Source organism: Sporosarcina ureae (genome assembly GCF_029267015.1).
GTDB lineage: Bacteria > Bacillota > Bacilli > Bacillales_A > Planococcaceae > Sporosarcina > Sporosarcina ureae_D.
The window spans coordinates 124,944-139,063 of sequence record NZ_JARIEA010000071.1 but is presented as its reverse complement, the minus strand read 5'-3'; the positions used below and the strand labels follow the sequence as shown (position 1 = coordinate 139,063).

Genomic DNA, 14,120 nt, shown 5'->3' with positions numbered 1-14,120 from the left:
AAGAAATATAAAAAGTGCTGTGAACGAAATGAGGCTGTGACAGTTGAAGATTTACTGACAGATGAAATGGAGAATATACTACAGACGTTTTATGATATTCATCCAGAGCGACCTGATGTACCGGCGTTCGTGGAATTTGCAAATACATGGAAATCTTCATTAAATAGTTATTTACCACAAGAAATGATCGAAACGATTGCGCTTGATGAATTCTTCTTCCATCAACGGAGAGATATTTGGGACGACTATTTGGCAAAGCAGAAGAAAAAACATATTCGCCCATCGATTCTAGAATTGCTTGATAGATGGTCAGAGCCGAGGGTATTTGTCGGTGAAGTAACTGCTGTAGGAGATACATATTTAACAGCTACAAGTATTCTTGGTGATGAAACGATTGAATTGTGGAAAGAAAGCGATAAGCCTGTTCCCGTAGGTGTCCACTTCTATTGCTTCATACTTTCCGACGGTACGTCTAAAGGTAATTATCTAGCAGTCTCAAGTTTAATCTTCTTCCCGACTGATCATTCGGAAGCGATCAAACAGTTTGCTAAAACACTTGCGGACACGGAAAACCCTTCACTCAAAGAGTCCATCATGAAATTCTGGATTGCGCTTGGTGAAAGTGGTTATACGGGAGATGAGTTTACCGAATTTGAAGCAGGCGTTATAGAGTCGGCTAATGAATTTTTAAAGCAACATGACCGAGAATCGCAAGCTTTGCTTGAAGTGCTTGAAGATTTCTTAGTAGATGAGCAGCCAAAAGCGCGAAAGAAACTAGCCATTGCGGCGGGTGCAATCCGTTATGGTTTAGACAATAAATATTTTGAACCGCTTGATATGACATTAAAAGAGATCGCAGAAGCATTCGATGTTTCTACCTCTTCGATGAGTAAATATGCGAAAGACCTAGCAGAATATGCTAGTGATAAAAATTAATTGAAATAAGGAGTTACGAACATGGTACTATCACATTCCCGTTTATCAGATGCATGGGAGGCATATCAAGATGTAGATTTGCACGGTAAGCAAGTTCTATCCAGCATAGAATTCACGACGACCTATTTATGCAATATGCGTTGTGAACATTGTGCGGTTGGATATATGCTACAACCGAAAGATCCACATGCATTACCAATCGATCTGCTGTTACAGAGGTTGGATGAAATCCCCCACTTGCGAACGATTAGCTTAACAGGTGGCGAGCCGATGTTTTCGAAGAAATCTGTCGAGCAGTATGTCGTACCGTTATTGCAGTATGCACATGCGCGCGGAATTCAGACGCAGATGAATTCGAATCTAACTATGCCTATTGAACGTTATGAATTAATTGCACCGTATTTGAACGTCCTGCATATTTCACATAACTGGGGTACAGTGGATGATTTCATCGATGGTGGATTCGCTCGGATGGAACGCAAGCCGCCACGTGAGCGTCGTGCAGCACAATTCGAACGAATGATCGAAAACAGCCGCGCATTGTCTGAAATGGGTGTTATGGTGTCAGCGGAAACGATGTTGAACCGCCGAACATTACCTCATTTACAGACCATTCATGAACAAATTGTCCATGAAATGAAATGTGGTCGCCATGAAATACATCCTATGTATCCTAGCGATTTCGCTTCTTCATTGGATGTACTAACTTTGGATGAAACACGTACAGCAATGTTCGATCTTCTCTCATACCGTGATCCACAAACTTGGATGCTGTTTGGGACATTGCCGTTTTATAATTGTAGTAGCGACGCAAAAGATCAAGAATTATTTGCGAAACTTGCAGCAAGTGAAAACGTCACTGTGCGAAATGATCCAGACGGTCGCTCTCGGTTGAATGTCAATATGTTTACTGGAGACGTAATCGTGACAGATTTCGGGGATGTTCCCCCACTAGGAAATATTGAATCCGATCAGTTGACAGATTTATATACTAAATGGCAACAACATCCTTTAGCGAAAAGCGTAGGCTGTCACTGTCCTGCAGTGCGTTGTCTTGGACCGAATTTACTCGTAAAAGATGCCTATTATCCAAATGTCGACTTTTTGAAGCGACAGCAAAAATAAGGTAGATGAAAAAACCACGTATGGCTCATAGTCCATACGTGGTTTTTATTTTCCGAAGCCCTGGAAATGTTTATCAATAGCTTCTTGGAACGTCTCTGATGCTACTGCTTCTTTAATTGCTATAGCAAAATCCTGCTCACGATCTTCTTCTCTGACCGCAACGATATATTGTAGTTCTTCACCAAGCTGTTCATGCGCTAGAGCGTCTTCCAATTCCATTTCATTGACCATGACATAATTGTCTGGAATGATGGCTAAATCACCACTTGCCATAGATGGGATCAGCTGTGCGATCAAGATCGGCTGGATGTTCAGGTTTTTCGGATTACTATCAATTTGTTTTTCTGTAACTGCATAAGTGGGTGCACTTGGATCCAATGAAATTAATCCCTGTTGTTCAAGGAAACGTAGGGCTCTCGCTGTGCCTAGTTCATCATTCGGAATAGTAATCCATGAACCGTTAGGAATATCATCCATCGACGTCAACGAGTTAGAATATAAACCTAACCCCACGCTTGGAACTTCCGTCAAAGCCACTATAGGCAAATCATATTCTTCGTTAAACTGTTGAAGATTAATTTGTTGTTGGTTAATGTTGGCATCTATTTCACCATCTGCCAACTCTTTATTCGGTTCAATTAAATCTACGTATGATTCCACTTCGACTTTGTATCCTTGTTCTTCAAGTGCCGGTTTCAATGCCTGATCAATTACTTTTGCATAAATACCTGCTGTCGTACCAATTTTTATTGTTTCATTACTGCCTGTAGGACTGCATGCCATTAACAGCATTCCAAAGATCGTCAGCAGACCGACTAGTTTCATTTTCATCTTAAATCGTTCCTTTCAAAAAACGCTATCTTCATCATATTCGCTGCAAATTTCACTGTCAAACCAAATCCTGCAATTAAAAAGATGTGCAACTATGTACACATCTTTTTACTCGCTATGTAATTTTACCAGACTGCCGGTTTTTGTACCATAAGCCAAAGCATTACCATAAGCAATCCAATATAGATCCAGGCAGTGCGTTGTAACTTATTGACTACTACTTCCCTGTCATTGCTTGGTTCATGGAATCTTTTCAATACAGAAGAGAAACCAGTTGCCAGGAAGAACCCGGACAGCAACATGACGCCTATTGTGAGAATAACCCACGACGTGTTCCATGGCCAGGGACCAAATAAAATTAATAAGATACCAGTCACAACTAGCACATGGCCTGAATGCATAACGAGTCGTATAATGACTCGGATAATCGCCAGATAGATGTCTTCTGCTTCTGCTTCTGCTTTAGCAGTACGTAGCCGGCGTATTAATGGCAGTAGAATAAATAAAGGTCCTACTGAAATCACAGCCGATACTACGTGCACAAAGACGATCGCTCCGTAATAGTAATTCATCTGTCAGATTACTTCTGAACTGGGCTGTATTCATGTACCCAAACTTTCATTTTAGGAAGCCAAGGCATTTTATCATGAATCGACAACATCGCCTCTTTGTACTCTTCAACCGTTTTATGACCTTCTGATTTAGCGTCTTCGTCTGTTAGTTCTCCGAGTGTTTGTTCATATAGCTTTTCAACTTTATACTCTTTGCCTTCTAAAGTCATTATTTCGCCTGGATATGCATAGACACCATTACGTCTAGTCGCCCATTTTTCACCGTTAAGTACTTTTTGTACATCCTCAGGAATTGTTACAAGTCTTTCTATTGAACATGTTTTTTCTGGATAATTAGTCATAATAGCACTCCTCTTGATTTGTTAATCCTTACTCTTATTAGTGTAACGCTTTTGACGGTTGAATTACAGCTTTTACATTCCAATAAAACACCTCCGCCACAAGTGTGACGGAGGGTGTACTTAATTCACTTCTACTATATGTTCTTCGTGCTCGTGAATGTCTTCATTTTCGATATGAATAATCACTTGATAGCTGCCTGCTTTAGGGAATTGATAGTTTGCTGTATACTCACCCGGCTTGGATTCTTCTGTATCTACCCATGTAGTTTCTTTATCGGCCGAGATGATTTCATAACGGACTTGTGCCTTTATTGCTTCGCCGTCGAGCTGCGCATGCGTCATCAACTCTGTGTCTGTTGCTGCTTTTGCTCCTTTAGGTTGCATAAAGTGAAGAGCAAGCCCCTCTACTCCTTCGCCATGTTCATGATGTTGACCTTCTTTGGCACTTTCGTGTCCATCCGATTGGTGAGTAGCATCCCCAATTTGGATTTGCTTTTCTGGCATAACATGCATATCACGTGCAGTTACATGTACTTGAACGTGATACATACCGTCCGTCTCGAATGTTGTTTCTGCTGAATAAATACCGTTTTTTTCATTTGTTGTTTCTACAAGAATACTGTCTTCTTTCTTGCCTTCTTCCCAGATCTCATATTCCACTTCGGAAGCATCATCTACTTTTTCTTCCCCTTGTGTTACGAGTGTTGTAAGAGTTACCGGTTCATTGGCATTTCCTTGTTCTGGCACTGTAAGTTCTACATCAATTACTTCAGGTAAAACAGCCTCCGTTGGTACATCATCGTCTTGTCCACATCCAGCAAGTATACCTATCATAGCTGTACTCATGACTAACATTGACAGTCGTTTCATGTTTTCATTCTCCTATCTATTCGTTTAACTGTTATGATTATAAAATATGATTACGAAATTTCAATGAAGTTTTAACAATTTCTCGAAACTTCATGCAGATTTCACATCTTTTACGGAAAATTAAACTATAAGCGTTTATGAAATGAGGCGTAGTAAATTGAGTTACCAATTATTAGTCATTGATGACGAACAGCAAATGCGTGATTTGATTCGTGTGATACTCGAAGATGCGGGATATAGCGTATTCGAAGCCAGCGACGGTTTGCAGGCTCTGTCGATCGTCAAACAACATACGATAGATTTATGCATTGTCGATGTGATGATGCCCTATATGGATGGCTTCACATTTGCAGAGGAAATGAAACGCACTTCATCGACCCCATTGATTTTCCTATCTGCGCGAGGCGAGGAATGGGATAAAGTTCAAGGTCTAAAACTTGGTGGAGACGACTACATCGTCAAACCTTTCTTACCTGGAGAACTGGTCGCGCGGATCGAAGCCGTCTTGCGCAGAACATACCGTCATAATCCTGAACCGATTGTATTACAAGCTGGTCCACTTACTATTAATGAAGACTCATATACAGCACAGCTTAATGGAAAACCTTTAAATCTGACATTGAAGGAATTTGGCTTGCTATTGTTGCTAGTAAAGCATAAAGGACGTGCGTATTCACGCGAACAATTACTTGAATTGGTGTGGGGTGACGATCATCAAAGTAGCGAGCGGACCATCGATACACATGTCAAAACACTTCGTTTAAAGCTAGGAGACGCAGGTAAAATGATTGAGACCGTATGGGGGATCGGCTATAAGTTAGAGGATCCTGAATGAATAATATAAATTTAAGCAAGAAGATGTTGATTGTCTTTTTAGGCAGTATTACGTGTACGATTTTATTTTCATTCTTCTTCATTCATTACTTGTATACCGAATTATATAAAGAACAAATTAAAGAATCGATCATATATCAAGGAAATCGAACAGCTTCCCATTATCATTACGGTGAGCTCAGTGATTCGATCATCGAAAAGATTCAATGGTATAACATCGTCTCAGAGTATGAAATCATCGTCGTAGATCGCTTAGATGATTTAACGTCTTATTTTCCCTATCAGATTGATTATCAATCACTCATCAATGATAGTGATGAGAAGATACTAGAGACGGGTAAGCCTGTTATGAAAGAAGGCTATGTAGATGAACTAAATCGGGAAATCTTCGGTGGGATTTTCCCTATTAAAGGAGAAAACGGACTGATTGGTTTCATATATATATATGTTCCGCTCGCTGCAATCCAAGATGTTTTTCATGACAGTTTACCCATTATGATACTCGTCGGGAGCTTATTCTTCCTCGTTTTATTTTTGATTTTGCAGCGTGTGTGGCGTTCGTTATTCGAACCGTTGCAAACATTGCAGACCTATTCGGAAGAAGTGTCTAAAGGTGATTATTCGAATCGACTCAATACAGGACGGACAGATGAGATAGGTAAACTGGCGACCGCATTCGATTCGATGAGCCGTTCTCTTGAAGAGCAAGATCAGCGCAAGAAAGATTTTACGTCAAATATTGTACATGAGCTTAGGACACCATTGACATATATTAGCGGCTACGCGCAACTTTCACGCAATAAAATCGATTCGTCTCCTGAGGATGTAAAACACTACTTATCAACCATCGAGAAAGAAACCGAACGCTTAAAGAAGCTTATACATGATTTAGTCGAGCTAAACCATTTGGAACAGGATATATATACACTGGAAACTGAACCGATTGCGATTGCGCAATTACTATTGGATACGTTGGAATTATTTGCGATTCGGTTACATGACAAAAATATTCAGTTACGTACATCGATTGATGAGGAATTGATTTTGGAGGGTGATCCTAAACGATTGCAACAAGTCTTTTACAATACAATCGATAATGCAGTAAAATATGCTGAGCAATCCATTACTATTCATCTGACCGCCAGTAAGCAAGGTGTACAATATCGCATCGCCAATGACGGCGTGACCATAGATGAAGAGGACGTAGAGCGAATCGGAGAACGCTTTTTCCGTACCGATAAAGCACGAACTCGCACAACAGGCGGTACGGGACTTGGTCTATCGATCGTCAAAGAGATTGTCCGGTTGCACGGAGGTTCATTGACAATTTCCAACGAAAGAACAGAAACTATTGTGGTCATTGAATTACCTGAGCAAATACAAAGGAGTGATAACAGTTGAAACGTCTGATTCCTTTTCTATTGATGCTCGTACTATTCATCAATGGGTGCAGCCAACCTCTTGAACGCGGAAAACAAGTCCGTGAATTCACCTTCACGGATCAGCATGATCAACCGTTTAGTTCCAAGGAGCTTTCTGGTACCCCATGGATTGCAGATTTCATTTTCACAAATTGTACAACAGTTTGTCCGACATTAACGAGTGAGATGGCAGATCTACAAGCAGAACTGAAAGATCAGGACATCGAAATGAACTTCGTCTCTTTTACTGTAGATCCTGATACCGATACACCTGCAGTATTGAAAGATTATATCGCAAACTTTACTGATGATGAATCAAACTGGCATTTCCTGACGGGCTACTCACAGCAAGAATTCGAAGCATTTGCTCGGGAAGAGTTCCAGACTTTTGTGCTGAAACATAAATCTTCTACGCAAGTTGTCCATGGTACAAATTTTTATCTACTGGATTCGGAAGGCTATATTCTTAAGGAATATAATTTCTCAAATGAATCCTATAAAGAAGAGTTATTGGCGGATCTAAAACGCATGAAATAACAGTCGGGTTGCGTGACGAATTTCGTCGATTCCGCTATACTAGGTAAGGAAAGCAGGTGTACGTGTTGGATTCTCGTTATTGGAAAGCCGGTTTTTTTACTGGGCTGACTTCATTTGTTCTACTCATTTTAGGTGTACGGACAGTTCTTGGACATGACTTGATCGTCAATAACTATTTGACGTTTGCCGTATTCGGTCTGATGGTCGGGATTGTCACTTCTCTTTTATTGTTCTATCAGCTATCGATTGCATTTAAAATGTTCATGGTTGTCCTTGTTCTAGCGTTTGCTGAGATGTTCCGCAGCTTTATCATGATGGACAATGAGTTTTCGGAAGCCATTGGTATTTTATCGCTGTTCATTATTTCATCATTCGGACTAGCAATCTCTGTGATCGTTCAATTTATCGTAAAATTAGCGCGTAAAAAGTAAAAACCGGTTGGAGAATTATTCTCCGACCGGTTGTTTTTTTGTTTTTTTGATTTGTTTACTTCGTAGTTGACCGCATGCCGCATCAATATCTGTACCATTTTCAAGACGTACTCCACCGTTGATCCCTTTGCGTCTAAGTGCTTCGTAAAACGATTTAATTGCTTCCGGTTCACTCCGCTGATACTGGCCATGTTCATCTACTGGATTGTACGGAATCAGGTTGACGTATGAAAGGTGACGCTTATCCGCAAGCAATCGACCCAACTCTTCCGCTTCTTTGACGTGGTCATTCACATCACGCAATAAAATATACTCAAATGTGATACGACGATTCGTTTTTTCTAAATAATAGTTGATTGAATCCATCAATTTTTCAATCGGGAATGCTTTGTTGATCTTCATGATGGATGAACGCAACTCATTATTTGGCGCATGTAATGAAACCGCCAAGTTCACTTGTAGTTTTTCATCTGCAAAGTCTTTAATCTTCTCTGTCAGACCACTTGTTGAAACCGTAATATGACGCGCACCGATTGATAGACCTTTTTGGTGATTTACGACATGAAGGAAATCCATCAGGTTCGAATAGTTGTCGAACGGCTCGCCTATACCCATAACTACAATATGGCTTACGCGTTCATCTTCGCCTTTGCCATCAAGATACTCTTGTACCTTCATGATTTGACCCACAATTTCCCCTGCATCTAAATCACGATTTTTGCGCAAAAGTCCGCTTGCACAGAAACTGCAACCGATATTACATCCGACTTGTGTTGTGACACAAACAGAATGACCATAAGGGAATTTCATCAAAACCGTTTCGATCAAGTTTCCATCATGCATTTTAAACAGGAATTTCACAGTGCCGTCTTGTGAAACTTGCTTAACGTTTTGTTCAAGTGTTTGAACCGAGAAGTTTTCATTCAATACATCAATGGTTTCTTGATTAATATTATTCATTTCATCAAAAGATAAGACACGCTTTTTATAGAGCCAGTCCCAAACTTGTGCTGCACGGTATTTTTTTTGTCCGTTTTCTATAAGAAAGTCTGTCAATTGTTCAATTGTCAAACCGTATATCGATTTTTTCATTTGATTTCTAGCCTCATTTCAAAAATTACAATCTTTTTATTATACTACAAGATTGTTGAGAAAGGAACAACTGATTCGTTTTATAGTTGTTTTTTCTGAACATTTTTGTCAGTTCTAAGTTTCAGGAAAAATGCCAAAAGGTTCAATGCTGCAAGCACGGCGAAAAAAATACCCATTCCTGTATGTCCTGTCGCGATTCGATCATATGCAAAATAACCCATGACAACTCCAATGACTAAGTCAATGATTTTTGAATTAAACAAGATGCTTCCCCCTTACTGTACTACTCGTAGTATAGCAGAAAAATGCACCTGCAACCGAATTTTCATCCGTTACAGGTGCTTGATTAGTCATTTTTCTTACACATTTGTTGTGGAGAGATTATGCTTCTTGATGAATTCTGTTAGTACAGTTTCAAGATTTGGAGTACCGATTTCATCTAAGTCATAATAAACACGAGTACATGGCTTGTTGATATTGATGACACGAGAAAGATCCATTGGTGTTCCAATAATCACAGCATCCACATCTGCCGCATTGATAGTAGCTTCAAGGTCTTTTAACTGCTCATCACCGTATCCCATAGCCGGTAAGATGTTTTCGATATGCTGATACTTTTCGAACGTTGTGATTAGGCTTCCTACCGCAAATGGACGCGGATCAACAATTTCAGCTGCTCCAAGACGTTGCGCTGCGATAACCCCAGCACCTAGCTTCATTTCACCGTGAGTTAATGTCGGACCGTCTTCAACAATCAGTACACGCTTGCCTTTGATGATTTCAGGATTGTCTACAGAAATTTTTGATTCTGCTTTAATAATAGTACTATTTGGTGCTGCAAATTTAATGTTATTTTCCACCGTTTGAATCGCTTCTTCCGATGCACTGTCGATTTTATTAATAATTGATACGTCTGTTGTACGCAAGCAAACTTCACCTGGATAGTATTTCAACTCATGGCCTGGACGGTGTGGATCAAGAACTGTGATCGCCAAGTCCGGCTCGTAGAATGAAAAGTCGTTATTTCCGCCATCCCAAAGGATCACGTCACAGCCGTCAGGATCATTTTCAGCTGCGTCAAGAATGTCTTGGTAATCTACCCCTGCATAGATGATATTACCACGGTCAACGTGCGGCTCGTATTCTTCCATTTCTTCAATCGTACATTTATGTTTTTTGAAGTCTTCTACTGTAGCATAACGCTGTACACGTTGTTCAGCCAAATCGCCATAAGGCATTGGATGACGGATCGCTACTACTTTTAAGTCGTGCTCAAGCAATGTTTCGATAATTTTACGTGACGTCTGGCTCTTCCCTGTTCCTGTTCTAACTGCACAAACAGAAATAACAGGTTTATTACTTTTGATCATCGTTGCTTTTGATCCAAGCAATGTAAAGTTCGCTCCAGCCGAGTTCACAATCGCGCCAATTCCCATCACTTTATCGTAGCTTAGGTCACTATAAGAGAATACACATTCATCTACTTCTAGTTCTTTGATTAATTCAGGTAGCTGATCTTGTGAGTAGATCGGAATTCCTTCTGGATATAATTCGCCAGCCAATTCAGTCGGATATTTACGTCCATCGATATCCGGTATTTGTGTCGCTGTAAATGCTACGACATTGTATTCTTCTTTACCGCGGTAATATGTATTGAAATTGTGGAAGTCTCTTCCTGCTGCACCAATAATAATTATATTTTTTGTTTTCATAAGTTTATCTCTCCAATCAAGCTTCTTTTTATTATTATAAGTCATAATGTATAAAAATACAATAGATAAAGTTTAAAATACATAAATTCGTATACATATACATTCAAAAGTTATGTCACATATTGTCACAATCGTTCAGATAACAACGTTTCAAGTGACTTTTATATCATGACGACAAGAAAAAAGCCATTCAAAATCGAATGGCCAATTTTAGTTTATTCATGTAGTAAGTTGTTTAAGCACTTCAAACAGTGTATTCATCTGGTTGTCAGTACCAATGGAAATACGTAAATAATCACGAATACCTTCTTGATCAAAGTGACGAACTAATATCCCACGGTCTTTCAATTGTTGATATAATACTTTCGCTTCCTTGTGTAAAGGCTTTGCAAAGACGAAATTCGCGTCTGAAGGTAGTACTTCGAAACCTAGCTCTTTCAACATGTGGACTGCAGATTCACGAGTGCGGATGATTTTATTTGTACTTTCCGTAAAGTATGCATGATCTACAAATGCTGCCGTAGCACCCGCCATTGCCAAACGATCAATCGTGTACGAATTGAACGAATCTTTAATACGCGTCAAACCAGCAATCAATTCAGGTTGTCCTAATGCAAATCCGACACGTAGTCCTGCTAGCGCACGAGATTTAGACGTAGTTTGAATGACTAATAAATTCGCATAACGATCGATCAATTTCATGGCGGATGGACCTGCAAAATCAATATATGCTTCATCAATGATGACAATCTGATCAGGATTGTTTTTCAGGATATCCTCGATTACATCCAATTCTGCATAAATACTCGTAGGTGCATTGGGATTCGGTAAAATGACTCCGCCTGGCGAATTATAAAACTGCTTTTTAGGAAGTGTAAGATCATTATTCAGTGGCACTTTTTCGAATGAAATATTGAATAGCTTGGAATAGACCGGATAAAAGCTATAGCTGATTTCCGGAAATTTAATAGTTTTTCCTGGTTCGAAAAATGCCATGAAAGAAAAAGCCAGCACTTCATCAGATCCATTACCTACGAAGACATTTTCTTTCGTCAGACCGTATGTTTCCGCAATCGCGTGACGCAATGGGTCCACTGTAGGTGATGGATAACGCTGCAATGTATTTCCATTCAGTTCCGATTGGATTGCTTCTAAGACTTTCGGACTTGGCGGATAAGGATTTTCATTCGTATTCAATTTAATGATATCTGGCTGATTCAACTGCTCACCCGGAACATAAGGTTCTGTACGGCGTGCAACTGTGCTCAGAAATCTACTCATTTCGCGGCACTTCCTTTTTCGGTCGTCTTTCACGCAACACTTGCTGAACGTCCGTCAGATCCACATCAAGAATATTCATCAAAACGAGTGTATGGTAGACAAGATCCGCAATTTCATTGGAGACTTCTTCTTTGTCTGCATTTTTTGCTCCAATTACGACTTCTGTAGATTCCTCTCCCACTTTTTTCAACACTTTGTCGATACCTTCATTGAATAAATAGGTCGTATACGAGCCATCTATCGGATTCGCTTTACGGTCTGCAATTTCATCTATTACTTCATAGACTACTTCACGCAATGATTCTTCTTTTTCCATTACCGTTGTAAAGAAGCAAGTCTTTTCGCCTGTGTGACAAGCAGGGCCTTGTGGTGTTACTTGTAAAAGGATTGTATCTTGATCGCAATCTACAGAAATACGTTTCACTTGTTGTGTGTTCCCCGACGTTGCGCCTTTATTCCATAGTTCTTGTCTTGAACGGCTATAAAACCATGTTTGATTTGTTTCGATTGTCTTTTCAATGGATTCTTTATTCATATAAGCAAGCATTAGGACTTCCCCTGTGCGATCGTCCTGTACAACTGCTGGGATTAGACCTTTGTCGTCGAATTTTAATGCATGGATGTCTAGTGTCATTTTAGTCATTCCTAACTGCGATATTTTCTTTTACTAAGTAGTTTTTCAAATCGCGAATATTAATTTCATTAAAGTGGAATACGGATGCAGCAAGTGCTGCCGTTGCTTTACCTTCTGTCAGTACATCTTTAAAGTGTTCAGGTTTTCCTGCACCGCCACTAGCGATGATCGGGATATTGACTGCATCAGCCATTGCGCGATTGAGTTCAAGATTATAACCATCTTTCACGCCATCTTCATCGATGCTATTGACGACGAGTTCTCCGGCACCAAGTCCTTCCATCTTTTTCGCCCATTCGATTGCATCAATTCCAGTCTCTTCCATACCACCTTTTGCGAATACAGACCACTTTCCTTCGCCAACTTGTCGAACGTCCATAGACAGCATGACACGATCAGAGCCGTATTTATCTGCAACTTCTTTAATCAAACCTGGATTAGTCAGGGCTGCACTATTGATCGAAATTTTATTACCGCCCAGGTCAAATACTTTATCTACATCTTCGAGCGTACGAATGCCGCCACCTACGATGAATGGGATCGGTACTTCCTTTGCAATTTCCTCAATTAAATCGAGGAACATACCACGATTTTTCGTCGATGCCGAAATGTCATAGAAGACGAGTTCATCTGCACCATCTGCAACATACTTTTTTGCTAATGTTAGGGGATCTGCTACTTCCTGAACATCTAGAAATTTCTTTCCTTTTACAACTTTACGATTATCTACGTCTAAACACGGAATGATCTTTTTAGTTGTTGACATGACTGTCGTCCCCCAATAATTTTTTTAAGGATAGTTTACCTTCGTATAATGCTTTACCTATAATAGCGCCGTACATGTCTGAAGCAGCAAGCTTTTTGATATCTTCTTCTGTAGATACACCACCTGAAGCGATAATGTCGATGGAAGATGCGTCATCCATGATTTTCAGTTCTTCAAAGTTTGGTCCTTGGAGCATACCGTCTTTCATAATATCCGTGTAGACCACTGTTTTGACGCCGATTTTTGCAAGGTCTTGTAGTAGATCGACTGCTTTGACGTCACTTGTTTCTGTCCAGCCGTCTGTTGCGACGAAGCCATTACGTGCGTCGATCGATACAGCAATCTTGTCGCCGTGTTTTTCAACAGCTCTTTTAAGAAATTCCGGGTCTTGAATCGCTGCAGTACCGATAATAACACGTGCAACACCATTTGCGATGTGTGAGTCGACAATTTCCATGTTGCGGATTCCGCCGCCTACTTGAACGGGTACGTTGATTGCTTTGGCGATGGCTTCGATAGCTTGTTTATTGGCGGAATTGCCTGTTTTTGCGCCGTCTAGATCTACGATGTGGATGTATTCGGCTCCTTGACTTTGCCATTCTTGTGCCATGTTGGTTGGTGAATCGTTGTAGATTATTTCTTGTGCGTAGTCGCCTTGAATGAGGCGGACGCATTTGCCGTCTCTAATGTCGATTGCTGGGAATAAAATCATCAACTAGTCCTCCTAATAAATGAAA

17 protein-coding genes are annotated in these 14,120 nt (G+C 40.2%); 6 read left to right on the top strand and 11 right to left on the bottom strand.

What is annotated here, in order from left to right; all coding sequences use genetic code 11:
• Both Q7P97_RS12590 and yfkAB read left to right on the top strand, forming a co-directional pair.
• A partial coding sequence (locus tag Q7P97_RS12590) for a metal-binding protein (RefSeq protein WP_303969503.1) occupies nt 1-936 on the top strand: 936 nt, incomplete at its 5' end.
• Between the two features lie 21 nt (nt 937-957).
• Nucleotides 958-2,061, top strand: a complete 1,104-nt coding sequence (gene yfkAB / locus Q7P97_RS12585; RefSeq protein ID WP_303969502.1) for a radical SAM/CxCxxxxC motif protein YfkAB — start codon at nt 958-960, stop codon at nt 2,059-2,061.
• A gap of 45 nt (nt 2,062-2,106) precedes the next feature.
• Here yfkAB and Q7P97_RS12580 read toward each other — a convergent pair whose 3' ends face one another.
• The 4 genes from Q7P97_RS12580 to Q7P97_RS12565 all read right to left on the bottom strand — a co-directional run bounded on the left by Q7P97_RS12580 (nt 2,107) and on the right by Q7P97_RS12565 (nt 4,675).
• On the bottom strand, nt 2,107-2,892 hold the full coding sequence (locus tag Q7P97_RS12580; RefSeq protein ID WP_303969501.1) for a MetQ/NlpA family ABC transporter substrate-binding protein: 786 nt from the start codon (nt 2,890-2,892) through the stop codon (nt 2,107-2,109).
• A gap of 125 nt (nt 2,893-3,017) precedes the next feature.
• Nucleotides 3,018-3,464 (bottom strand): DUF2269 family protein, encoded by a 447-nt coding sequence (locus Q7P97_RS12575; RefSeq protein WP_303969500.1) that lies wholly within the window; start codon nt 3,462-3,464, stop codon nt 3,018-3,020.
• Between the two features lie 8 nt (nt 3,465-3,472).
• A complete protein-coding gene (locus tag Q7P97_RS12570; protein WP_303969499.1) occupies nt 3,473-3,805 on the bottom strand; it encodes an ASCH domain-containing protein in 333 nt (110 codons plus the stop codon).
• A gap of 120 nt (nt 3,806-3,925) precedes the next feature.
• Nucleotides 3,926-4,675 carry a FixH family protein gene (locus tag Q7P97_RS12565; protein ID WP_303969498.1) on the bottom strand — a complete coding sequence of 250 codons (750 nt, stop codon included), beginning with the start codon at nt 4,673-4,675 and terminating at the stop codon, nt 3,926-3,928.
• A gap of 142 nt (nt 4,676-4,817) precedes the next feature.
• Between Q7P97_RS12565 and Q7P97_RS12560 the strand changes: the two genes are divergently transcribed.
• The 4 genes from Q7P97_RS12560 to Q7P97_RS12545 all read left to right on the top strand — a co-directional run bounded on the left by Q7P97_RS12560 (nt 4,818) and on the right by Q7P97_RS12545 (nt 7,898).
• Nucleotides 4,818-5,510, top strand: a complete 693-nt coding sequence (locus Q7P97_RS12560; RefSeq protein ID WP_303969497.1) for a response regulator transcription factor — start codon at nt 4,818-4,820, stop codon at nt 5,508-5,510.
• Entirely contained in the window at nt 5,507-6,910 is a 1,404-nt protein-coding gene (locus Q7P97_RS12555; RefSeq protein WP_303969496.1) for a sensor histidine kinase, read from the top strand. The genes Q7P97_RS12560 and Q7P97_RS12555 overlap by 4 nt, the downstream gene beginning before the upstream one ends.
• Nucleotides 6,907-7,467, top strand: coding sequence for an SCO family protein (locus Q7P97_RS12550; protein WP_303969495.1), 561 nt, complete (start codon nt 6,907-6,909; stop codon nt 7,465-7,467). The genes Q7P97_RS12555 and Q7P97_RS12550 overlap by 4 nt, the downstream gene beginning before the upstream one ends.
• A 65-nt stretch (nt 7,468-7,532) precedes the next feature.
• Nucleotides 7,533-7,898 (top strand): hypothetical protein, encoded by a 366-nt coding sequence (locus tag Q7P97_RS12545; RefSeq protein ID WP_303969494.1) that lies wholly within the window; start codon nt 7,533-7,535, stop codon nt 7,896-7,898.
• A 15-nt stretch (nt 7,899-7,913) separates the two neighbouring features.
• Here the strand turns inward: Q7P97_RS12545 and rlmN are convergent, their stop codons facing one another.
• The 7 genes from rlmN to hisA all read right to left on the bottom strand — a co-directional run bounded on the left by rlmN (nt 7,914) and on the right by hisA (nt 14,095).
• Nucleotides 7,914-8,990 (bottom strand): dual-specificity RNA methyltransferase RlmN, encoded by a 1,077-nt coding sequence (gene rlmN, locus Q7P97_RS12540; RefSeq protein WP_085426671.1) that lies wholly within the window; start codon nt 8,988-8,990, stop codon nt 7,914-7,916.
• Nucleotides 8,991-9,070: 80 nt separating this feature from the next.
• Nucleotides 9,071-9,253, bottom strand: a complete 183-nt coding sequence (locus Q7P97_RS12535; protein ID WP_303969493.1) for a hypothetical protein — start codon at nt 9,251-9,253, stop codon at nt 9,071-9,073.
• A gap of 96 nt (nt 9,254-9,349) precedes the next feature.
• On the bottom strand, nt 9,350-10,702 hold the full coding sequence (locus Q7P97_RS12530; protein WP_099624737.1) for a cyclic 2,3-diphosphoglycerate synthase: 1,353 nt from the start codon (nt 10,700-10,702) through the stop codon (nt 9,350-9,352).
• A gap of 219 nt (nt 10,703-10,921) precedes the next feature.
• A complete protein-coding gene (hisC, locus tag Q7P97_RS12525) occupies nt 10,922-11,983 on the bottom strand; it encodes a histidinol-phosphate transaminase (RefSeq protein WP_303969492.1) in 1,062 nt (353 codons plus the stop codon).
• The gene (gene hisIE / locus Q7P97_RS12520; protein WP_099692494.1) at nt 11,976-12,626 is read right to left on the bottom strand and encodes a bifunctional phosphoribosyl-AMP cyclohydrolase/phosphoribosyl-ATP diphosphatase HisIE; all 651 of its coding nucleotides are present in this window, start codon (nt 12,624-12,626) and stop codon (nt 11,976-11,978) included. The genes hisC and hisIE overlap by 8 nt, the downstream gene beginning before the upstream one ends.
• Nucleotides 12,619-13,383: an imidazole glycerol phosphate synthase subunit HisF gene (gene hisF, locus Q7P97_RS12515; RefSeq protein WP_303969491.1), complete on the bottom strand. Its 765-nt coding sequence runs from the start codon at nt 13,381-13,383 to the stop codon at nt 12,619-12,621. Before hisF ends, hisIE begins: the two co-directional genes overlap by 8 nt.
• Complete coding sequence (hisA, locus tag Q7P97_RS12510; RefSeq protein WP_303969490.1) at nt 13,370-14,095, bottom strand: 1-(5-phosphoribosyl)-5-[(5-phosphoribosylamino)methylideneamino]imidazole-4-carboxamide isomerase; 726 nt, start codon at nt 14,093-14,095, stop codon at nt 13,370-13,372. The genes hisF and hisA overlap by 14 nt, the downstream gene beginning before the upstream one ends.
• Nucleotides 14,096-14,120: the final 25 nt, after the last annotated feature.